The following is a 20,937-nucleotide window of genomic DNA, read 5'->3' on the forward strand; positions in this document are numbered from 1 at the left end:
GCAGGACCGCGCCTGCCATATCGCCATCACCGGCGCCGCACGCTATGCCGCGTCGGCAACGATATCGGGAGTGCGGACATGACCATCGGCGGATCGAACGCAGCGGCGCAGCTGGCGGCGATCGCTCCCTGGGCCACCCCCGCCCCGGCGATCACCACGGCCGAACGCCTGGCGCGGATCGAACGCGCCCGCGCCCTGACCGAGGCGGCGGGGGCACAGGCGCTGCTGGTCCATACCGGCGCGTCGCTGCAATATTTCACCGGCATCCCATGGGGGCCGAGCGAGCGGATGGTCGCGCTGCTGCTGCCCGTCGCCGGCACCCCGCGCATCGTCTGCCCGGCATTCGAGCGCGGCACGCTGGAGGCCGACCTGACCATCCCCGCCGAGCTGCTGCTGTGGGAGGAGGATGCCGACCCGACCACGCTGGTCGCCGATGCCCTGCCCGCCGGTGCGACCCTCGCGGTCGACCCGCTGCTGCCCTTCGCCTGGGGACAGAAGCTCGCCCGCCATGGCCTGACGCTGACCGATGGCGCGCCGGCGATCGACGGCTGCCGCATGGTCAAATCCCCCGCCGAGCTCGCGCTGCTGCAACAGGCGAAGGACATGACGCTGGCGGTACAGGCCGCCGCCGCGCGGACCTTACGCCCCGGCATCCTGGCGAGCGAAGTCATCCGCTTCATCGAAGACGCCCACCGCGCCATCGGCGGCGGCGGGTCGACGTTCTGCATCGTCCAGTTCGGCCGTGCCACCGCCTTTCCCCACGGCCTGCCCGGCGACCGCGCGCTGGCGGAAGGCGAACTGGTGCTGATCGACACCGGTTGCCGGGTGGAGGGCTATCACAGCGACATCACCCGCACCTATGCCTTCGGACCCGTTGCCGACGAAGTCCGCGCGATCTGGGACATCGAACATGCCGCGCAGGCCGCCGCCTTCGCCGCCGCCGCCCCCGGCGTCCCGTGCGAGCAGGTCGACGCCGCCGCCCGCGCGATACTGGTCCGCGAAGGGCTAGGCCCCGATTATCGCCTCCCGGGCCTGCCCCACCGCACCGGCCATGGCATCGGCCTCTCGATCCACGAACCGGCCTATCTGGTGCGCGGCGACACGACCCCGCTCGCGCCCGGCATGTGCTTCTCCAACGAACCGATGATCGTCGTCCCCGACCGCTTCGGCATCCGGCTGGAGGATCATTTCCATGTGACGGAGGACGGGGCGAGGTGGTTCACGCAGCCGCAGCCGTCGATCGATCGGCCATTCGGGTAGCGACCCGGACGGCGGGGCGCTGCCGCGATCCTGCCGCCCCCCGCCCGTGGCCCCGCGCTCTAGAACCGATAGCCCATCGACAGCATCACGTTGCGCGGCGCGGACACGAAACAGTCGCCGCGGGCAAGGCAGGTCGCGAAGCTGCGATCGTCGAGCAGGTTGGTGACGTTCAACCGCAGCCGCCAGCGGTCCCGCGCCAGTTCCACCAGCGCGTCGACCATCGTGCGGGCCGGGGTGACGAGGGTCCAGGCGGCATTGCTCGACACCTGTTCGCCCATATAGCGCACGCCCGCGCCCAGCCGCAGCGTCGCCCGGTCGAACGGGATCGTCTTGGTCGCCCAGGCCGACGCGGTATGCCGCGACAGATAGCCGACCTCACCCGTATCGCCGTCGACATCGTTGAAGCCATAGGCCAGCGTCAGATCGTAATTGTCGGGCAGCGCGCGCGTCGCCTCCACCTCGAACCCCTTGGTCGTCAGTTCCCCGGCCTGGATCTGGCCGAGCGGGTTGGCGGGGTCGGGCACCGGCCGGTTGCGTTCGGTGATGTGGAAACCGGTGAGCGTGACCAGCGTCGCGCCGTCCGCCGCCCACTTCACGCCGCCTTCGAACTGCTTGCCGGTCTGCGGGCGGAAGGGGGTGCCGGCGGTGGTCCGCCCCGCGATCGGCCGGAAGCTTTCGGTATAGCTGACGAACGGCGACAGGCCCGCGACCACCTCGCCGATGATACCGGCGCGGAACGTCGTGGCATTGTCGGTGGTGCGGGTGGTGATGCCGGTCACGGTGTTCAGGCTGGACCCGCGCACCCGGTCGCGGCGCACGCCCAGCACGACCGAAACGCGATCCCACAGCCGGATCTGGTCCTGAACATACAGGCCCAGCTGCTTCTGCGTCTCACGGGTGAAGGGCGCGGTCAGCGGCGGCTCGATGATCGATCCATAGTCGATATCGTAGAGGTCGATGACCTGATAGGCGTAGTTGTCGCTCTTGCGCACCTGGTTCCAGCTGTAATCGACGCCGGCCAGCAGGACATGCTCGACCGCCTGCCCGGTGTCGAAGCGCCACTGGACGTTGTTGTCGGTCGAGAACACGTTCAACCGCGCCACCGACGACCCGGCATATAGGCCGATGCGCCGGCCGTTGCTGCCCGGCACATAGGGGTTGGTCGGGTTGCTGTAGCTGTCGGCATAATGCGCGTAATAATCGACGTCGCTGTCGATGTAGCGCGCCTTCAGGCTGAGCTTCACATCGTCGGTGAAGCGGTGGGTGACGATCCCCGAACCCTGCAACAGCCGCCCGTCATACCGGTCATATCCCGGCTTGCCGACGAACAGGTAACGCGACAGCGGCGGGTTGCCGGGATTGTCCCGCAGCGTGCCGATCACCGGCAGGAAGTTGGACGTCGAACCGGTCCGGTCCTCCTGATACAAGCCAAGCAGCGTGACGTCGGTACGCTCCCCCGGACGCCAGGTAACCGACGGCGCGAGCATCACCCGGTCGTCGGGCACATGGTCGACATAGGTATCGGCATCGCGCACCCGCGCCACGACCCGCGCCCCCACGCGGTCGCCCAGCACGGCGTTGACATCGGCCAGCGCTTCCTTGCGGTCATAGCTGCCATAGACGAGGTCGATATTCGCGCTGTTGGTGAACAGCGGCGTCTTCGACACGAGGTTCACCAGTCCGCCGATCGACCCCTGCCCGAACAGGACCGACGCCGGGCCGCGCACGACCTCCACCCGCGAGAAGTTATAGGGGTCGGCGGCGATGCTGGCATAGAAGCTGAAGATGTCGCGCATACCGTCGCGGAACTGCAGCGCATTGACCCCGCGAATGACGAAACTGTCCACGCGGGTATCGCGGCCATAGGGGTCGGCGTTGATCCCGGCGGCATAGCGGACGGTATCGGCGATGTTGATCGCCCCCTGCGCCAGATAGACATCATCGGAGATGACGGTGACCGGCTGCGGCACCTCGATCGGCGGCGTATCAGTCTTCGTACCGGTGAACATTTTGTCCCGGTGCCCCTCCACCAGGATTTCGTGCTGGTCCGGTTCTTCCGCGACGGCGGACGTCGCACGATCCCGCTCGTCCGGCGCGGCGGCCCATGCCGGCGCGCCGACCAACGTTGCCAGCGCCACGCCGCCTAGAATGACAGACTTCATCGATTGGGTCCCCCTCATGAGATGTGAGGCCCAATATTGCTATTGATACATACTCGCAATAGCATTGTGGCATGTTGTTGGGTTCGCGTAATATTCTGCTGCCAGACACCGCGCGATGACCCGATTCGCGGCGCCGGCGCCTACCCCCGCAACCGCGCCGCCACCACCGGTCCCAACCGCGCCACGATCCGGTCCACCCCCTGCGCATTGGGATGAATCCCGTCCGGCAGCATCAGCGCGCGGTTGCCGATCACCCCGGCGAGGATGAACGGGTCGAGCGTCGCGTCGTACCGCTTCGCCATGTCGGGCCAGATGCGGTTGAACTGCGCGGCATAGTCCGGCCCCAGATTGGGCGGCACCATCATGCCGGTCAGCACCACCGGAATGCCGCGTGCTTTCAGTTCGTCCAGCATCGCGACGAAATTCGCCCGCGTTTCCGCCGGCGGAATCTGGCGCAGCAGGTCGTTGCCGCCCAGCCCCAGCAGCACGAGGTCGGGCTTGCGATCCAGCTTGTCGAGCGTGAAGGCCAGCCGCTGCCGCCCCGCCGCGCTGGTGTCGCCCGAAATGCCGGCATTCACCACCCGCGCATTGATGCCGTCCGCCCGCAACGCATCCTGCAGATCGTCGGGCAGGCTGTCGCCGCGCGCCAGCCCATAGCCGGCGTACAGGCTGTCGCCGAAGGCCAATACCAACCGTTCGGGGCCTGCCACCGGTGCCTGCGACCCGACCGGGGTCGGGGTCGCGTCCGCCGCGATATTCACCGGCGCGGCATCGTTCGCCTCCGACAAATCCGGCCCGCCACAGCCCGACAACAGCAACGCGCCTTGGAGAATGGCGATCGCGCCCGCATATGGGGGTCCCTGCTTCGTCACTGGCGAAAAACTCCATGCCCTCGGTTCCGAACGATATGGTCATCGACGCGCGCGGTGTCACCCTGACACTTGGCGAAGGCGATGCCGCCACCCGCATCCTCCACGGGATCGACCTGTCCGTAGCCACCGGGACCAGCGTCGCGCTGCTCGGCGCCTCGGGTTCGGGCAAGTCGTCGCTGATGGCGGTGCTGTCGGGGCTGGAACGGGCCAGTGGCGGGCAGGTCCATGTCGCGGGCGCGGATTTCGGGACGATGGGCGAGGACGATCTGGCGCGCGCCAGGCGCGGTCGGATCGGCATCGTGTTGCAGGCATTCCACCTGCTGCCGACCATGACCGCATTGGAAAATGTCGCCGTGCCGATGGAGCTGGCGGGGGCCGGCGACGCCTTTGCCCGTGCCGAGGCCGAACTGGTGTCGGTGGGCTTGAGCCACCGGCTCCACCATTATCCCACGCAATTGTCGGGCGGCGAACAGCAGCGCGTCGCCATCGCCCGCGCGCTCGCCGGGCGGCCGGCGCTGCTCTTTGCCGACGAACCGACCGGCAATCTCGACCGCGCGACGGGGCAGGCGATCATGGACCTGCTGTTCGAACGCCGCGCCGCGACCGCCGCGACGTTGCTGGTCATCACCCACGACCCGGCGCTGGCCGAACGCTGCGACCGGGTGGTCGAACTGGCCGACGGGCGGATCGCGCGGGACAGCGGGGTATGACAGGGGCGTTGGCCAAGGCCCTTCTCCGTACCCCGGCGAAGGCCCGGGTCCAGTCGGCATGTCCTGTCCGTAGATCGCGAACGTCTCCCGCCCGGGCCGCGGCCTTCGCCGGGGTACGGTACAATGGCATTTGTCGCGGTTTCGTGAAGGTCCGGCACCTGGAGACGATCGCACCCCCCGCCCCGTGCAGTACCCCCGCGCAGGCGGGGGTCCAGGGCGGCACACGCAGCCGGCTGGTCTATCTGGCTCTGGCCCCCCGCCTGCGCGGGGGTACGAGGGGGCGCGCCGTTCCTCCTTGTGCGAAGAGAAAACCGCTGCAACGACCCGCAGCGACCCGACATCCCCGCCGTACCCCGGCGAAGGCCGGGGTCCAGTTGGGGGACGCGCCTATTCTACGGAACGGCCTTTCCTACTGGACCCCGGCCTTCGCCGGGGTACGGGCTTGCGACTATCACCCTGACGTCGCCATGGGCGGACTGCAACGCGACGCCCACGGACCCGCCGCATGACCGACTGGCGCCTCGCGTGGAAGTTTGCGCGCCGCGAACTCGACGCCCGCTTCCGGGGGCTGCGCCTCCTGCTGGTCTGCCTGATCCTCGGCGTCGGCGCGCTGGCGGCGATCGGCAGCCTCACCCGCTCGATCACCACGGAGCTATCCGCCCGTGGCCAAAGCCTTTTGGGCGGCGATCTCGAACTATCGGTATCGCAGCGGACCGCCACCGATGGCGAACGCCGGTCGATGGCGAAGCTCGGCCGCGTGTCGGAAACGCTGCGGATGCAGTCGATGGCCGCCAACTTCGACGGCCAGACCGCCCCGATCGAGCTGAAGGCGGTCGACGCTTCCTACCCGCTCTACGGCACGCTCACCCTGCAAGGGGGTCCCGCCCGCCCGCTTGGCCCGACCGAAACCTATGTCGGACCGGCGCTGGTCGAACGGCTGAAGCTGCGCGTCGGCGGTCAGGTCCGCTACGGCACCGCGCGCTTCACCATCGCCGGGATCATCGCCGACGAACCCGACCGGCTAAGCGAAGGTTTTACGCTGGGCGCGGTGGCGCTGGTCTCGCTCGATGGGCTGCAACGCACCGCCCTGATCGCGCCGGGCAGCCTGTACGAAAGCAAATACCGCATCGCCAGCCGCTATGATCCGGCCCAGGCGGTCAAGGCGTTCACCGACCGCTATCCCGCACAGGGGTGGGACACCCGCACCCGCGACCGCGCCTCGCCGGGGGCCGAACGCTTCCTCTCGCGCATGGGCGAGTTCCTCGTGCTGGTCGGCCTGACGGCGCTGGTCATAGCCGGGATCGGCGTCGGCAATGGCGTGTCGAGCTACCTCGCCACGCGCCGTTCCAGCATCGCCACGCTGAAGGTGTTGGGGGCGACCTCCGGCCTGATCGCGCGGGTGTATCTTCTTCAGATCGTGGCAGTTTCCGCGATCGGCATCGCCATCGGGCTGGCGATCGGCATCGCCGCCGTGCCGCTGATCGTGGCGCTGGCGGGCGATGTCCTGCCGGTCGCGCCGGCCTTTGCGATCCACCCGTTGCCCTTGGCACAGGCCGCTGCCTATGGTTTGCTGATCGCACTCGCCTTTGCCGCGCCGCCGTTGTTGGCGGCTGGCGCAGTCCCTGCGGCCGGGCTGTTGCGCGGCGTCCATGACGGGCGTGGCGCGCCGTGGTGGAAGGCGGCGGCATGGATGGGCGCGGCCTTTGCCGGGATCGTCCTGCTGGTGCTGGCGACCAGCGAACGGCCGTGGTTCGGCGCGGCATTCCTTGCGGCGGCTGGCGGACTTCTCCTGCTATTGTCGGCACTTGGCTGGCTGATCCGCACCCTCGCCGCCCGCCTGCCCCGGTCGCGCAAGCCCCTGTGGCGGCTCGCGGTGGCGGCGCTCCACCGTCCCGGCGCGCGGACTGGTGCGCTGGTGGTGGCGTTGGGCCTCGGCCTGACGCTGTTCGTGCTGCTGGCGGCCATCCGCACCAGCCTCGACGCCAACATCGAACGGACCGTTCCGGCGCGCGCACCCGCCCTTTTCGCGCTCGACGTGCCCCCGGACCGCGAATCACCGTTCCGCACAACCATCGCCAACATCCAGCCCGACGCCGAAATCCAGACCGTCCCCCTGATGCGCGGTACCATCACCGCCTACGGCACGACCCGGGTCGCCGACCTGAAAACCATTCCCGAAGGGGCATGGGCATTGCGCGGCGAACGCGGCCTGACCTTCGCCGACGACCTGCCGCCCGGCAGCGAACTGGTTGCCGGCAAATGGTGGCCGGCGAACTATAGCGGCCCGCCGCTGGTATCGGTCGACGAACGCATGGCGCAGGCGCTGAACCTCAAGCTCGGCGATCCGCTGACGATCAGCGTCGCCGGGCAGGAACGCACCGCGCGCATCGCCTCGCTGCGCAAGATCGAATGGGACACGATGGGCTTCAATTTCGTGATGGTGTTCAGTCCGAACGCGCTGTCCGACGTGCCCCACAACCTCGCGGCGACGATCACCATGCCGCCCGGCCGCGAACGCGCCATCGTCCATGCGCTGTCGGCAGGCTTCCCGTCGACGTCGGTGGTCGAGGTGCGCGAGGTGATCGGACAGGTCCGCACCATCGTCTCCCAGATGGCGACCGCGATCGCGGCCGCGGCGGGCATCGCCATCCTCGCCGGCATCGCCGTGCTGGTCGGCGCGATCGCGGCGGCGCGCGAGACGCGGACCTATGATTCGGTGATCCTGAAGACGCTGGGCGCGACACGCGGACAAATCCTGGCGGCGCAGGCGCTGGAATATCTGCTGCTGGCGGTCATCCTCGCCGCGCTGGCCGCCGCGATCGGTATCGCCGGGGGCTGGTATGTCGTGGTCGAACTGTTCGCATTCGAATGGCTGCCGGATTACGGCGCGATCGCGCTGACGCTGCTGGCAGGGGTCGGGGTCACGGTCGGGATCGGACTCCTCGGGGCGCTGCCGATCTTGAGTGCGCGGCCCGCACGGGCGTTACGGGAACTGTAAATCCTCCCCGGCACGGGGAGGGGGACCAGCGAAGCTGGTGGAGGGGGCTGTCCGCATACGACACCGTCGCGTTGCGTCGAGAACCCCCTCCACCATGCTGCGCGTGGTCCCCCTCCCCGTGCCGGGGAGGATCTTGGACAAACAAAAAACCCCGGCAGTCGCCTGCCGGGGCTTGTCGATTACACCGCCGCGCGGGGAGCGCCGCCGCCACGACCGCGACCACCCCGGCCGCGACCACCGCCGCCGTTGCCGCCCGGACGGCCACCGCCACCCGGACGCCCGCCCCCGCCGGCACCGGCTTCGCGCGGCGGGCGACCGCCGCCCTGGCCTTCGCCGCGCTGCGGCTGACCGCCGCCGCGTGCCGGGTTGCCGACCGGACCGCCGCGACCATGCGCCGGCTTCGCGCCATGGGCATGGGTCGCACGCGGCCGCGCCGGACCACGCTCGCTGGGCAGGCGCTCGGGACGATCGGGGGCATAGGGCGCCCGGCTCGCCTTGATCTGCGCGCTCTGCTGCAGGAAGTCGTCGGGCAGCGGCACGACCTCGACCTTCTGCTTGGTCAGCCGCTCGATACCCTTCAGATAGGGCCGCTCGTCATCCGCGCAGAAGCTGAACGCCACGCCCGACGCACCGGCGCGCGCGGTGCGGCCGATGCGATGGACGTACTGCTCCGACACGTTGGGCAGTTCGAAGTTCACCACATGGCTGACCCCCGACACGTCGATGCCGCGCGCGGCGATGTCGGTCGCGACCAGGATCGGCACGGTGCCGTCGCGGAAGGCGGCCAGCGCGCGCTCGCGCTGCGGCTGCGACTTGTTGCCGTGGATCGCGTTCGACGCGATACCGTTCGCCGCCAGCAGCTTCACGACGCGGTCGGCACCATGCTTGGTGCGGGTGAACACCAGCGCGCGGTCGATCTTGGTATTGCGGAAGAACATCGTCAGCAGCGTCTGCTTCTCCGCCTGCTGGACGAAGGTGACATATTGCTCGACACGCTCCGCGGTCGAGGACACCGGCGTCACCTGCACCGTGGCCGGATCGGTCAGATATTTGTCGGCCAGCTCGCGAATGTCCTTCGGCATCGTCGCCGAGAAGAACAGCGTCTGGCGCGACTTCGGCACCATCGACACGATGCGGCGCAGCGCGTGGATGAAGCCCAGGTCGAGCATCTGGTCCGCTTCGTCGAGGACGAGGATTTCCAGCTCGCCCAACCCCAGGCACTTCTGGTCGATCAAGTCGAGCAGACGGCCCGGCGTCGCGACGAGGATGTCGACGCCCGCTGCCACGTCGCGGATGTTGCGCGGCACCGGCACACCGCCGAACACGGTCGCGACGGTCAGCTTGCTGTGCTTGGCATAGGCGCGGGCATTGTCGGCGATCTGGCTAACCAGTTCGCGCGTGGGGGCCAGCACCAGCATCCGGCAGCGCATCGGGCGGCGACGAACATTCGCCTTCACGAGCAGGTCGATCGAGGGAAGGACGAACGCGGCGGTCTTGCCGGTGCCGGTCTGGGCGATGCCCAGCAGGTCGCGCCCTTCGAGGACCAGCGGGATCGCGTCGCGCTGGATCGGGGTCGGGGTTTCGTAATTCTTGGCGGCGAGCGCGTCGAGGATCGACTTCGACAGGCCGAGCGACTGGAAGGACATGACAGTTCCTATAAAACAGGTCCGGCACCCGTAAGCGCTCACACAAGGCGCACGGATGGCGGGGCAAAAAATTGCGACCCGCGTGACTAGGGAAGCCGGTTGGAGCTGCGACGCGGAGCCGAGACCAATCATGGTCCGATCACGCTGCCTGAAAAGCGTCGCTGCGCTGCGGCAAATAGGCGATCTGTTGACCCAGGTCAAGAAGACGACCGTTCCTGCCACCGATTGCCGCTGGCAACGGCGGAATCAGAGGCTTAGTAACGAAGCATGTCCGAAACCCACTCGGCCGATCCCGCCGTCGACGGCCTGCCGCGCCGTCACCTGCGCCTGTTGGGCGAAGCCGCCGACCGCCTGCTTGCCGCCCAGGACCCGGCGGTGATGGTGGACGAGCTGTTCGCGCTAATCGCCGACGAACTGCGGCTCGATGCGTTCTTCAACTATCGCCTCGACGGCGATGTGCTGACCCTGGTCGCCTATGGCGGCCTGACCGAGGAACAGGCGGCAACGGGCGCGCAGCTGGCGGTGGGACAGGCGGTGTGCGGGTTCGCCGCGTGCGAACGCCGTCCGATCCAGGCGTTCGGGGTGCAGGCATCGGACGATCCGCTGACCGACTTCGTCCGCGACCTGGGCATCGACGCCTATGCCTGCACGCCGCTGGTCCACGGGTCCGAACTGCTCGGGACACTGGGGTTCGGACGGCGCTGGACCGACCGGTTCGACGCCGACGAACTGACCTTTCTCCACACCATCTGCCATTATGTCGCGCTCGCCAAATACCGGTTGAAGATCGAGGCGGAGCTGCGCGCCGGCATCGCATCGCGCGAACGGCTGCTCGCCGAACTCAACCACCGCGTCCGCAACGCGCTGCAGACCGCCATCGCCGTCGTCCGGCTGGGCGCGGCCGACACCGTTGACGGGGCGGCGCGCGACGCGCTGGGCGGGGCCGCCGCCCGGCTGGAGGTTCTCGCCGCCGCGCATCGCCCGCTCTATGCGACCGACAGCCCCAGCCGGATCGACATCGCCGCGCTGATCGAATCGCTGGTCGAGCGCAGCGACGACGAACCGGTCGAGGTCATGGTGACCGGCGAACCGTCGCTGCCGATCGAACAGGCGGCGGCGGTCGCGCTGCTGACCCATGCGTTTCTCGGCGCCGAACCCGATGCGGTAACCGGCATCGCAGTGGAGCGGACAGATACGGCGCTGCGCATCGCGCTGATCGGCCCCGCCATGGGGCATAGCCGACCGGCGCTGGACGACAGCCGCCTCGTGCGCGGATTGGCGCGGCAATTGCGCGCGACCGTGACCCGCGCGGATGACCGGCTGACCCTGACCGTACCCGGCCGCGACGATGGCTGAACCTCTGCGCATTTTGCTGGTCGAGGACGAGGCGCTGGTCGCGATGCTGGTCGAGGACGCGCTGGTGGCGCAGGGGCATGTCGTCACCGGTATCGCCGACACGCGTGCCGACGCACTGGCGCTGGCCGATGTCGACCGGCCCGACCTGGCGCTATGCGATGTGCGGCTGGCCCAAGGCGATTGCGGCCGCGGCGTCGCGACGACCTTGGCGGAACGCGGCATCCCCTGCCTGTTCCTCAGCGGCAATTGCCCGGACATCGCCGACCATCCGCTGATCCTCGGCTGTGTCGCCAAGCCGTTCCAGAGCGCTTCCCTCGCCCGGGTGATCGACGCCGCGCTGGCGCGGTTGCGTGGCGAGACACCGGAACGCGTACCGCGCGAGCTGCGCTTCTACTGATCGCGCTCGATCCGCCCGCCCGCGACATGATAGCGGGTGGCATCGCCCGGAATGTCGCTGAACAGCGCCGCCTCGGTTCCCGTCAGCCACACCTGCCCCGCCCCCGCCGCCCGCGCAAAGAGTGCCGCGCGCCGTGCGGGGTCGAGATGCGCGGCCACTTCGTCGAGTAACAGGACCGGCCGCCGCCCGGCCCGCTCCGCCACCAGCTCGGCATGGGCCAGCACCAGCCCGAGCAGCAACGCCTTCTGCTCGCCGGTCGAACAGCGCGCCGCCGCCATGCCCCGGTCGCGATCGGTGACGATCAGGTCGACGCGGTGCGGCCCGCTGAGCGCCCGCCCCGCCGCCGCATCGCGCGCACGCCCCGACGCCAGCTCGCGCGCGAACAGCGCACCGTCGCCATGCCACCCCTCCAGCGCCAGCGCCGCGCGCGGAAAATCGGTTGCGGGGAGCGCCGCGATCCGATCCTCCAGCATCGCGACCGCCTCCGCCCGCGCTGCGCCCAGCGCCACGCCATGCTCGACCATCCGCGCTTCCAGCGCCGACAGCCAGTCGGGATCGGGCATTGCCTCCTCCGCCAGCAACCGGTTGCGCTGACGCATCGCCGCGTCATAGCGGGTCGCCTGCGTCGCATGGGCCGGGTTCAGCGCCAGCGTCATCCGGTCGAGGAACCGCCGCCGCTCGCCTGCCGGCTCGACGAACAGCCGGTCCATCGCCGGGGTCAGCCACAGCACCGACAGCCATTCGGCGAGCGCCGTCGCCGCCGCGCTCGCACCGTTCACCCGCACGATCCGCCGCTCGGGTGCGCTCGCCTGCGTCCCCGTCCCGATCCGCACATCGTCGGTCAGGTCGGCCGCGACGCCGAAACCGCCCGCTCCGCCCTCACGCGCCATGTCGGACAGCGGCGCGCGGCGCAGGCCCCGCCCCGGCGCCAGCAGCGACACCGCCTCCAGCACATTGGTCTTGCCCGCACCATTGGGACCGCTCAGCACGACGAAGCCGCCACCCGGTTCGATGGTGCCGCCCGCATGGTTGCGAAAATCGGTCAGGGTCAGGCGGGTAAGCATCTGGATGCGACCGTTAGCGGTGCGGACGCCCACGCGAAACCCTCACGCGGGCGACCCGTTGTTATACGAACGCAACTTTCCGACCCGTCGCGTATTTTGAAGGTTCGACTTACGACAGGAATCGCCGATGCCCCGTTTCGTCCTGATGGCCGCCGCCGCTTTCGCGCTCACTGCCTGCGGCTCGCAAAGCCCCGAGCAGCAGCGCGCGGACCAGCTGCGCGATCAGGCGGATGCAGAGGCCGACGCGATCGAGGCCGCTGCCGAGAACCAGACCGCGCAGATGAAGGTCGAGGCGGAAGGGCTGTTGAACCAGGCCGGGCAGGCCGGGGGCTATGACGCCGAACGGCTGAAGGTTCGTGCGGATGCGATCCGTGAAGAGGCCAAGCTGGTCGAACAGCAGGCCGAAGCCCGCGCCAAGGCGGTCCGCGATCGGGGCGAGGCCCAGGCTAGCGCCGCACTGGCGAAGTAGAACCTTCCTGCCTTTATGCGTCACCCCAGCGCAGGCTGGGGTCTCCCCGTTATAGCGCGTAAGGGGAGCCGCAGGAGACTCCAGCCTCCGCCGAGAGGGACGACCATGTTGCGCGCTCCCCGCCCCTAAATACCCGCCAGCCCCTGCTCCCGCAGCCGCTTCTGCGCCGCATGATACGCTACCGGTTCGGCGATATTCAGGCGCCGTCGTGCGACGTCCAGCGGCTCGGCCAGCAGTGTTTCATAATCCTCGGCGTGCAGCCACCGTGCCTTGCGACCGTGGCGATATCCTTCCCACACGGCCTTCGCGAACGCCCGCTCGCCGGTGATCCGCAGCGACTTCAGCGCCGCGCCCAGGCCGATCGCGGCCCAGCCCAACCCACCGGTCTGCGCATAGGAAAAGGCGACGAGGCACGCCTCGCCCAGATGTTCCTCGGCGGTATAGCCGGTCAGGACGTGCCAGATGTCATGCACGTCGCGCTCGCGTCGACCGAACCATGCGACCGGATGGTCGGCATCCTGCCACCCCTCGCCATCGGCATAGCTGATATCGGCCAGCCCCTGCGCCGAAAATCCGGTACGGTCGAGGAACGCGCGATAGTGTGCGCCCACACTGCCGTCGGGTAGTGCGTCGACCCATGCCCGATCGGAAAAGCGCCGTGCCAGTTCGACATGGTCATAGGCGATGCGCCCGCCACCCGGCTCGCGCAATAGCCGCGCGTAATTGCGATGGCTCGTATCGGCGTTGAGCGCACGCATGATACGGAACACCTGCACCGTGTCGTCGCCATTGGCGAGCAGACGCTGCAACGCCGCCCAAGCCGCACCCCAGTCGCGACGCATCGGCTGGATCGTGTCGATTCCCTGCGTGGCCATCACCGTCTCCGCTACTTACAACGATGTAAGTATTCCGACGATTCGAGGCCGTCAAGCGGGCGGCAACTCAGCCTGCCTTCGGTGCGGTCCGTTTGGCATTGTCGACCACGAAGCGTCCACCGCGTTCGCACGATGCACTGATGACCGGGTAGGACAGGTCGGTGTTGGTGGCGAGGATCGTCGGCATCGCCGCCTGACATTCGGCGACCGACGAATAGCTCGCCGGAGCGACCCGCTCCCGCGTGCAGGTCGCGCCATCGTCGCCGCAACCCAGGATCGCCATGACATAGACCAGAGGTGCCATCTTCCGTCTCCTCGACGATTTCAATACTTCGGCAAGCACCTTGTTCCGACGAAGCGTTGCCTATCCGCGCCGGCCACCCCAAATGGCGCTTGCCATGCCGCCAGAAACCCATTCCGCCTCCGGTCCGACCCGGCCGATGCTGGCGACGCTCCGCCGCTTCCTGCCCTATCTCTGGCCCGCCGACGCGCCGGGGCTGAAGGTGCGCATTGTCGCTGCGCTATTGCTGGTCGTCGCGTCGAAGCTGGTGCAGGTCTATGGCGCGCCCTTCGCATTGCAGGGTGCGATCGACACGATGGCGGCGGGTTCGCGCGATGCGCTGTGGCTCGTGGTCGCGCTGGTCGCGGGCTATGCGGCGGCGCGATTCGGCGGAACGCTGTTCGACAATCTGCGCAACGTGGTGTTCGAACGCGTCGGACAGGATGCGACGCGGCGGCTGGCGGCGTCGGTCTTCCGCCACCTCCATGCGCTGTCGCTGCGCTTCCACCTCGAACGGCGGACCGGCGCGGTGACCAAGGTGGTCGAACGCGGCACGAAGAGCATCGACACGATGCTCTATTTCCTGCTGTTCAACATCGCTCCGACCATCCTCGAACTGACGCTGGTCCTGTCGATCTTCGGCACCCGCTTCGGCGGCTGGCTGGTCGGCGGCACGGTGGCGATGGTCGTGTTCTACATCGTCTTCACCCGCTGGGTCACCGACTGGCGCTCCGCTTTGCGCGAACGGATGAACGACCTCGACACCGGCGCGGTCGCCCATGCGGTCGATTCGCTGCTGAACTTCGAGACGGTCAAATATTTCGGCGCGGAGGAGCGTGAGGCGCAGCGTTACGACCGCGCCATCGCCGGCTATGCCGATGCGGCGGTGAAGTCCGAAAACTCGCTGGCGCTGCTCAACATCGGACAGGCGTTGATTACCGCGCTGATGCTGGGCGGCGGCATGGCGTTGATCGTGTTCGGCTGGTCCGGCGGACGCTTCTCACCCGGCGACGTCGTGCTGGTGTCGACCCTGCTGACCCAGCTGTTCCGTCCGCTCGACCTGCTGGGCATGGTCTATCGCACCGTGCGGCAGGGGGTCGTCGACATGGGCGCGATGTTCGACCTGATCGATGCACCGGCCGAGATCGTCGATGCGCGCGGCGCGGCGCCGATGACCGTGAGAAGCGGCCATGTCCGCTTCGAAGGGGTCGGTTTCGGCTATGGCGACGGTCGCCAGATTCTGAACGGCATCGACCTCGACATTCCCCCCGGCACGACGCTGGCGGTGGTGGGGCCGTCGGGCGCGGGCAAGTCCACGCTCGCCCGGCTGCTGTTCCGCTTCTACGATCCCACCGCCGGGCGGATCACCATCGACGGGCAGGATATCGCGCAGGTGACGCAGGCGTCGCTGCGCCGCGCGATCGGGATCGTGCCGCAGGACACCGTGCTGTTCAACGACACCATCGGCTACAACATCGCCTATGGCCGCGCCGATGCGACCCCCGCCCAGATCGCCGAGGCTGCGCGCGGCGCGTCGATCGCGCCGTTTATCGCCAGCCTGCCCGAGGGTTACGACACCCGCGTCGGCGAACGCGGACTGAAGCTGTCGGGCGGCGAGAAGCAGCGCGTGGCGATCGCCCGCACGCTGCTGAAGAACCCGCCGGTCCTGATCCTCGACGAAGCGACCAGCGCGCTCGACAGCCGGACCGAGGCCGACATCCTCGATACGCTGGAGGCGATCGAGCGCGGCCGCACGACCATCGTCATCGCCCATCGCCTGTCGACCGTGGTCCATGCCGACCGCATCGTCGTGCTGGAGGGCGGTCGCGTCGTCGAAAGCGGATCGCATGGCGACCTGCTGCGCCTCGGCGGCACCTATGCCGAAATGTGGGCGCGACAGGCGGCGGAGCGCGAGGCGGCACTGGCCGAGGCATAGGCGGTTCGTCATCGGCGATGGACACTCCGCCGCGCTGACGCGTATCCCCGTGGCATTGCGGGAGGAACGCGCATGAACGATTCCCTGAAGAAGGCGGCGGCGACGACCGCATTGGTCGGCGGCGGACTGGCGCTGTGGACCGCATTGGCGGCCGGCGCGTCGGAGGCGCTGGTCCCGGCGGACGGCGATTTCGTCGACGTGCCGGGTGCCCGGTTGCATTATGTCGATACCGGCGGCGACGGCCCGACCGTCGTCCTGCTCCACGGCATCTATGGCCAGTTGCGCAACTTCACCTATGCGCTGACCGGCGAGCTGACCGACCACCGGCTGATCGTGGTCGACCGCCCCGGCTGGGGTCATTCGAGCGTCGAGGGCGACCATCCGACGATCGAGGTGCAGGCGCGGATGATCGCCGACCTGATCGATGCGCTGGGCCTCGACCGCCCGTTGCTGGTCGGCCATTCGATGGGCGGCGCGGTGGCGCTGGCCATGGCGCTGAACCAGCCGTCGAAGATTCGCGGCCTCGCGCTGATCGCCCCCCTGACGCAGCAGATGACCGAGATGCCCGCGATCTTCCGGGGGAAAGCCCCGCCCGCCCCGTTGCGCGGACTGGCCGCATGGACGGTCGGCGTGCCGCTGACCACGCTGACCGGGCCGATGGTGTCGAAACAGGTCTTCGCACCCGATGCCGTACCGATGGACTTCGGCACGCGCGGCGGCGGACTGATCGCGTTGCGCCCATCGAGCTTCCAGGCCGGGGCCGCCGAACTGACCGACGCCAATCGCGCGCTGGCGACGATGGTGCCGCGCTATGGCGCGATCAAGCTGCCGGTCGCCATCCTGTATGGCCGCGATGACGAACTGCTCGATCCGGTCGGTCAGGGCGATGTCACCGCCGGCGAGATACCGGGTGCGACGCTGACCAGGATCGGTGGCGGTCATATGATCCCCGTCACCCATGCCGCCGATACCGCCCGGTGGCTGCGCACCGCGACATCCGCGTGAAGCGTCGGGCGCTGCTCCTCGCCGTCCTGCTCGGCGGGTGCAGCGCCTATGGCGACGGGATGGGCGACATCCTGGCAGGCAAGGGCATCGCCGCGCGCGAACCCGATTACGACGTGCCCTATGTCCCCACCCCCGAACCGGTGGTCGACGCGATGCTGTCGATCGCGAAGGTCGGTCCGACCGACATGCTGCTCGACCTCGGCTCGGGCGATGGCCGCATCCCGATCGCCGCCGCACGATTGGGCGCCCGCGCGAGCGGCGTCGAAATCGACCCGATCCTGGTCGAGCGGGCGCGCCGCAACGCCGCGCTGCACGGGCTGCAGGATCGCGCCCGCTTCACCGCCGCCAACCTGTTCGACACGCCGCTGCGCGACGCCAGCGTGGTGACGATGTACCTGCTGCCGCGCATCAACATGGCGTTGCGCCCGCGCCTGCTGACCGAACTCAAACCCGGTACGCGCATCGTCACCCACGCCTTCGACCTGGGCGACTGGCAGGCGGACGAATGGGGGCTGGTCACCGACCGCTCCATCTATCTGTACATCGTACCGGCCGTTGCGGGCGGTGACTGGCGGATGACCCTGTCGGATGGTCGTGCCGGGACGCTGCATCTCGACCAGACATTCCAGTTCGTCACCGGAACGTTCGACGGGAAGCAGGTCGCCGGCCGGCTGCGCGGCACCGAACTGATCTTCACGGTCGGAAGCGTTACCTATACCGGCACCGTCGGCGACGCCGCCATCACCGGCGAAGGCTGGCGAGCGGTCCGTACGGACTAACCACCCCTCGACGCGCCTGCCCCGCATCCCTAGGTGGGAGCCGATGGCGCTCGACCCGATCCCCGTATTGCAATCGACCTTCGGCTTTCCCGACTTCCGCGGCGTCCAGCGGCAGGTGGTCGACCGCGTGCTCGCCGGTCAGCGCACCCTCGCCGTCATGCCGACCGGTGCCGGCAAGTCGCTGACCTATCAGCTGCCGGCGCAGATGCTGCCGGGCACCTGCGTCGTCGTCTCGCCGCTGATCGCGCTGATGCACGACCAGCTGCGCGCGGCGACCGCGGTCGGCATCCGGGCGGCGACGCTGACCTCCGCCGACGACAATCGCGCGGAAACGCGTGGCCGCTTCCTCGATGGCGAACTGGACCTGCTCTACGTCGCGCCCGAACGCGCATCGGGCAGCGATTTCCGCGAGCTGCTCGCCCGCGGCAACCTGTCGCTGTTCGCGATCGACGAGGCGCATTGCGTCAGCGAATGGGGCCACGACTTCCGGCCCGACTACCGGTTGCTGCGCCCACTGTTCGACCAGTTTCCCGACGTCCCGCGCCTCGCACTGACCGCCACCGCCGACGCGCATACCCGCGCCGACATTCTCGAACAGCTGGGCATTCCGCACGACGGGCTGATCGTCGCCGGCTTCGACCGCCCCAATATCCGCTACCACATCACGCCGCGCGATCAGGGGACGCGCCAGATCGCCGACGTCATCGCCGCGACGCCGGGTCCCGGCATCGTCTATGTCCAGTCGCGCGCCGGCACCGAACGCCTGGCGGAGGCGCTGGCGAAGACCGGCCGCCCGGTCCGCGTCTATCATGCCGGCCTCGATCCCGCCGTGCGCCAGCGCAACCAGCATGACTTCGTCGCGTCGGAGGACATGGTGATGGTCGCGACCATTGCTTTCGGCATGGGGATCGACAAACCCGATGTCCGCTTCGTTGCCCATGCCGGGCTGCCGAAGTCGATAGAGGCCTATTATCAGGAAACCGGCCGTGCCGGCCGCGACGGCGATCCGGCAGTTGCGCACCTGTTCTGGGGTGCCGACGACTTCGCCCGCGCACGGCAGCGGATCGGTGAGGTCGAACCGGCACGCCAGCCGGGCGAGCGCCAGCGGCTGAACGCACTGGGCGCACTGGTCGAGACCGCCGGTTGCCGTCGTGCGATCCTGCTGAAGCATTTCGGCGAGTCGCCGCCCGATTATTGCGGGAATTGCGATAATTGCCTGACCCCGCCCAATGCGGTCGACGCGACGCAGGTAGCGCAGAAATATCTCTCCGCCGTGTTCCGCACCGGGATGATGTTCGGCGCGACCTATATCGAACAGGTGCTGACCGGTCAGTCGACCGAACGCAGCATGACCAACGGTCACGAAAGCCTGTCGGTGTGGAACATCGTCGACGGTGACGAGGTCGCGCTGCTCAAGCCCGTCGGCCGTGCGCTGCAACTGCGAGACGCGCTGCGCGCCAACGACCATGGCGGGCTGGAATTCGGCCCTGCGGCGCGCGGGCTGTTGAAGGGCGGCGATACCCTGTCGCTGATCGTTCCGCCCAAGCGCGAGCGGCGGCGGCGCGGCGGCGGCTCCGCCACCCCCAACCCGACCGGCGATCCGCTGTTCGAGGCATTGCGCGCCAAACGCCGCGAACTGGCGCAGGAGGCGGGCGTGCCGCCCTATGTCATCTTCCACGATTCGGTGCTGCGCGAAATGGCGACGGACCGGCCCCAGACGATCGGCGGGATGCGCCGGATCACCGGCGTGGGCGAAAAGAAGCTGCAGGCGTACGGCGACGCGTTCCTGAGCGTCATCAAACAGCACTAGGTTCCTCCCCGGCACGGGGAGGATTTGCGCACGTCGCCGCCCGCCGCTATCCTCGCCCCATGCACATCCGCCGTATCGACGACCGCATTTCGGTCAGCCCGCAGATCACCGCCGACGATGTCGCGACGCTGAAGGCCCAAGGCTTCACCACCATCGTCAACAACCGTCCCGATGGCGAGGAAGCGGGTCAGCCGGCGGGCGATACGATCGCCGACGCGGCGGCGGCGGCGGGCATGGCCTATCACGCCATCCCGATCACCCATGCGGGGTTCAGCCATCCGCAGCTCGACGCGATGGCCGCGATCCTGACGGAGGCAGAAGGCCCGATCCTCGCCTATTGCCGCTCGGGCACGCGGTCGTGCAATTTGTGGGCGCTCGCCCGTGCCAAGCAGGGCGGCGATCCCGCCGGCCTGGTCGCGGCGGGCGGTGCCGCCGGCTACGACCTGTCTGGCATACGGCCCACGCTCGACGCGCTGGCGCAGGGCTGACCGTTCGCGCGGTGGTGCTCCCGAAAAAAGCGGGGCCCGTTGCCACACACCGGCAACGACGCGGCCCCAGCATGGGGGAGTCCACGCAAGGATAAGCGGCACGCCGGGCAACATGCTTAACCCACGGTACGCCAACGCACTGAAGCTACAGGCTTTTCGCCGTTAACCAAATCACAACGCCATTGCCGGCAATATCTTGCCTGTACCAATGGGGGTTTGGAACATGGGCATTAGTCAGAAAGGCGCCCGCTTTCTCTCGGAAAGCCGGGCGGAAGACGCAGGCGCGAACGAAAGCACGGCGTGGTTCGACCTCGGCATCTGCTATTCCAGCGGTACCGGCGGAGCGATGATCGACCTGGTCGAGGCGCATAAATGGTTCAATCTCGCCGCCATGTCGGGGGTCGAGGCGGCGCAGGCATGGCGCGCGGAAATCGCGTGCGACATGACCCCGCGCCAGATCGCCGACGCGCAGAAAGCGGCACGAGCGTTTTTGCAGGCGGGCGCACGGCCGAACTGATCGCGCCGCCGACGGGTCCGGCTGCGGCGGTTTGCGCCGTCGTGAAGCCGGGGGCAGGCAACCCGTTGGCGACAAGCGCGAGGCGTTCTTCTGTTCGTCACCCCGGGCCTGACCCGGGGTCCCGCTTCTTCCCTACGGTAGCTGGAAAACGCGACCCCGGATCACGTCCGGAGTGACGGGAATGGCTAGGCAGCGTGGACAAATTGGCACGCCTGTTTGTTAGGGGACGTGCACCGACTGAACCTCAAGGCGTGCCTCTGGCGCATCGCGCAATCGTGCGTGGAGGGTAAGGTCGCTGACTTCTTCATCAACG

Annotated in this window: 18 protein-coding genes; 12 read left to right on the forward strand and 6 right to left on the reverse strand. The window is 68.6% G+C overall.

Annotation, left to right across the window (positions count from 1 at the left end; translation table 11 throughout):
* Nucleotides 1-78 precede the first annotated feature (78 nt).
* Nucleotides 79-1,260 carry a M24 family metallopeptidase gene (locus MF609_RS09100; RefSeq protein WP_242415979.1) on the forward strand — a complete coding sequence of 394 codons (1,182 nt, stop codon included), beginning with the start codon at nucleotides 79-81 and terminating at the stop codon, nucleotides 1,258-1,260.
* Between the two features lie 59 nt (nucleotides 1,261-1,319).
* On the opposite strand, the gene MF609_RS09105 is transcribed toward MF609_RS09100, so the two are convergent.
* Both MF609_RS09105 and MF609_RS09110 read right to left on the reverse strand, forming a co-directional pair.
* Nucleotides 1,320-3,422, reverse strand: coding sequence for a TonB-dependent siderophore receptor (locus MF609_RS09105; RefSeq protein WP_242415980.1), 2,103 nt, complete (start codon nucleotides 3,420-3,422; stop codon nucleotides 1,320-1,322).
* A 140-nt stretch (nucleotides 3,423-3,562) separates the two neighbouring features.
* Nucleotides 3,563-4,294, reverse strand: coding sequence for an arylesterase (locus tag MF609_RS09110; RefSeq protein WP_242415981.1), 732 nt, complete (start codon nucleotides 4,292-4,294; stop codon nucleotides 3,563-3,565).
* A 14-nt stretch (nucleotides 4,295-4,308) separates the two neighbouring features.
* Here MF609_RS09110 and MF609_RS09115 point away from each other — a divergent pair, with 14 nt between their 5' ends.
* Nucleotides 4,309-5,004, forward strand: coding sequence for an ABC transporter ATP-binding protein (locus MF609_RS09115; protein ID WP_242415982.1), 696 nt, complete (start codon nucleotides 4,309-4,311; stop codon nucleotides 5,002-5,004).
* A 505-nt stretch (nucleotides 5,005-5,509) separates the two neighbouring features.
* The gene (locus MF609_RS09120) at nucleotides 5,510-8,002 is read left to right on the forward strand and encodes an ABC transporter permease (RefSeq protein ID WP_242415983.1); all 2,493 of its coding nucleotides are present in this window, start codon (nucleotides 5,510-5,512) and stop codon (nucleotides 8,000-8,002) included.
* A gap of 179 nt (nucleotides 8,003-8,181) precedes the next feature.
* On the opposite strand, the gene MF609_RS09125 is transcribed toward MF609_RS09120, so the two are convergent.
* Nucleotides 8,182-9,648, reverse strand: a complete 1,467-nt coding sequence (locus MF609_RS09125; protein ID WP_242415984.1) for a DEAD/DEAH box helicase — start codon at nucleotides 9,646-9,648, stop codon at nucleotides 8,182-8,184.
* 267 nt (nucleotides 9,649-9,915) lie between these two features.
* Between MF609_RS09125 and MF609_RS09130 the strand changes: the two genes are divergently transcribed.
* Nucleotides 9,916-11,004, forward strand: coding sequence for a histidine kinase dimerization/phosphoacceptor domain -containing protein (locus tag MF609_RS09130; RefSeq protein ID WP_242415985.1), 1,089 nt, complete (start codon nucleotides 9,916-9,918; stop codon nucleotides 11,002-11,004).
* Nucleotides 10,997-11,401 carry a response regulator gene (locus tag MF609_RS09135; RefSeq protein ID WP_242415986.1) on the forward strand — a complete coding sequence of 135 codons (405 nt, stop codon included), beginning with the start codon at nucleotides 10,997-10,999 and terminating at the stop codon, nucleotides 11,399-11,401. The genes MF609_RS09130 and MF609_RS09135 overlap by 8 nt, the downstream gene beginning before the upstream one ends.
* Here the strand turns inward: MF609_RS09135 and recF are convergent.
* Nucleotides 11,395-12,465: a DNA replication/repair protein RecF gene (gene recF, locus MF609_RS09140; RefSeq protein ID WP_242416021.1), complete on the reverse strand. Its 1,071-nt coding sequence runs from the start codon at nucleotides 12,463-12,465 to the stop codon at nucleotides 11,395-11,397. The genes MF609_RS09135 and recF overlap by 7 nt on opposite strands.
* Before the next feature lie 127 nt (nucleotides 12,466-12,592).
* Here recF and MF609_RS09145 point away from each other — a divergent pair, with 127 nt between their 5' ends.
* The gene (locus MF609_RS09145) at nucleotides 12,593-12,934 is read left to right on the forward strand and encodes a hypothetical protein (RefSeq protein WP_242415987.1); all 342 of its coding nucleotides are present in this window, start codon (nucleotides 12,593-12,595) and stop codon (nucleotides 12,932-12,934) included.
* A 125-nt stretch (nucleotides 12,935-13,059) separates the two neighbouring features.
* Here the strand turns inward: MF609_RS09145 and MF609_RS09150 are convergent, their stop codons facing one another.
* Together MF609_RS09150 and MF609_RS09155 are read right to left on the reverse strand one after the other, a co-directional pair.
* The gene (locus tag MF609_RS09150; protein ID WP_242415988.1) at nucleotides 13,060-13,809 is read right to left on the reverse strand and encodes a ubiquinone biosynthesis protein COQ4; all 750 of its coding nucleotides are present in this window, start codon (nucleotides 13,807-13,809) and stop codon (nucleotides 13,060-13,062) included.
* Nucleotides 13,810-13,876: 67 nt separating this feature from the next.
* Entirely contained in the window at nucleotides 13,877-14,113 is a 237-nt protein-coding gene (locus MF609_RS09155; protein WP_242415989.1) for a hypothetical protein, read from the reverse strand.
* 94 nt (nucleotides 14,114-14,207) lie between these two features.
* Here MF609_RS09155 and MF609_RS09160 point away from each other — a divergent pair, with 94 nt between their 5' ends.
* From MF609_RS09160 to MF609_RS09185, 6 genes are all read left to right on the forward strand, one after another.
* A complete protein-coding gene (locus MF609_RS09160; protein ID WP_242415990.1) occupies nucleotides 14,208-16,025 on the forward strand; it encodes an ABCB family ABC transporter ATP-binding protein/permease in 1,818 nt (605 codons plus the stop codon).
* Between the two features lie 72 nt (nucleotides 16,026-16,097).
* On the forward strand, nucleotides 16,098-17,030 hold the full coding sequence (locus MF609_RS09165; protein ID WP_242415991.1) for an alpha/beta fold hydrolase: 933 nt from the start codon (nucleotides 16,098-16,100) through the stop codon (nucleotides 17,028-17,030).
* Nucleotides 17,003-17,809, forward strand: a complete 807-nt coding sequence (locus MF609_RS09170) for a class I SAM-dependent methyltransferase (protein ID WP_242415992.1) — start codon at nucleotides 17,003-17,005, stop codon at nucleotides 17,807-17,809. The genes MF609_RS09165 and MF609_RS09170 overlap by 28 nt, the downstream gene beginning before the upstream one ends.
* 43 nt (nucleotides 17,810-17,852) lie before the next feature.
* Nucleotides 17,853-19,619 carry a DNA helicase RecQ gene (gene recQ / locus MF609_RS09175; protein ID WP_242415993.1) on the forward strand — a complete coding sequence of 589 codons (1,767 nt, stop codon included), beginning with the start codon at nucleotides 17,853-17,855 and terminating at the stop codon, nucleotides 19,617-19,619.
* A gap of 59 nt (nucleotides 19,620-19,678) precedes the next feature.
* Nucleotides 19,679-20,107, forward strand: coding sequence for a protein tyrosine phosphatase family protein (locus MF609_RS09180; protein ID WP_242415994.1), 429 nt, complete (start codon nucleotides 19,679-19,681; stop codon nucleotides 20,105-20,107).
* Nucleotides 20,108-20,330: 223 nt separating this feature from the next.
* Nucleotides 20,331-20,624, forward strand: a complete 294-nt coding sequence (locus tag MF609_RS09185) for a hypothetical protein (protein WP_242415995.1) — start codon at nucleotides 20,331-20,333, stop codon at nucleotides 20,622-20,624.
* Nucleotides 20,625-20,937 lie beyond the last annotated feature (313 nt).

It is taken from the genome of Sphingomonas panni, from assembly GCF_022664435.1.
Classification (GTDB): domain Bacteria; phylum Pseudomonadota; class Alphaproteobacteria; order Sphingomonadales; family Sphingomonadaceae; genus Sphingomonas; species Sphingomonas panni.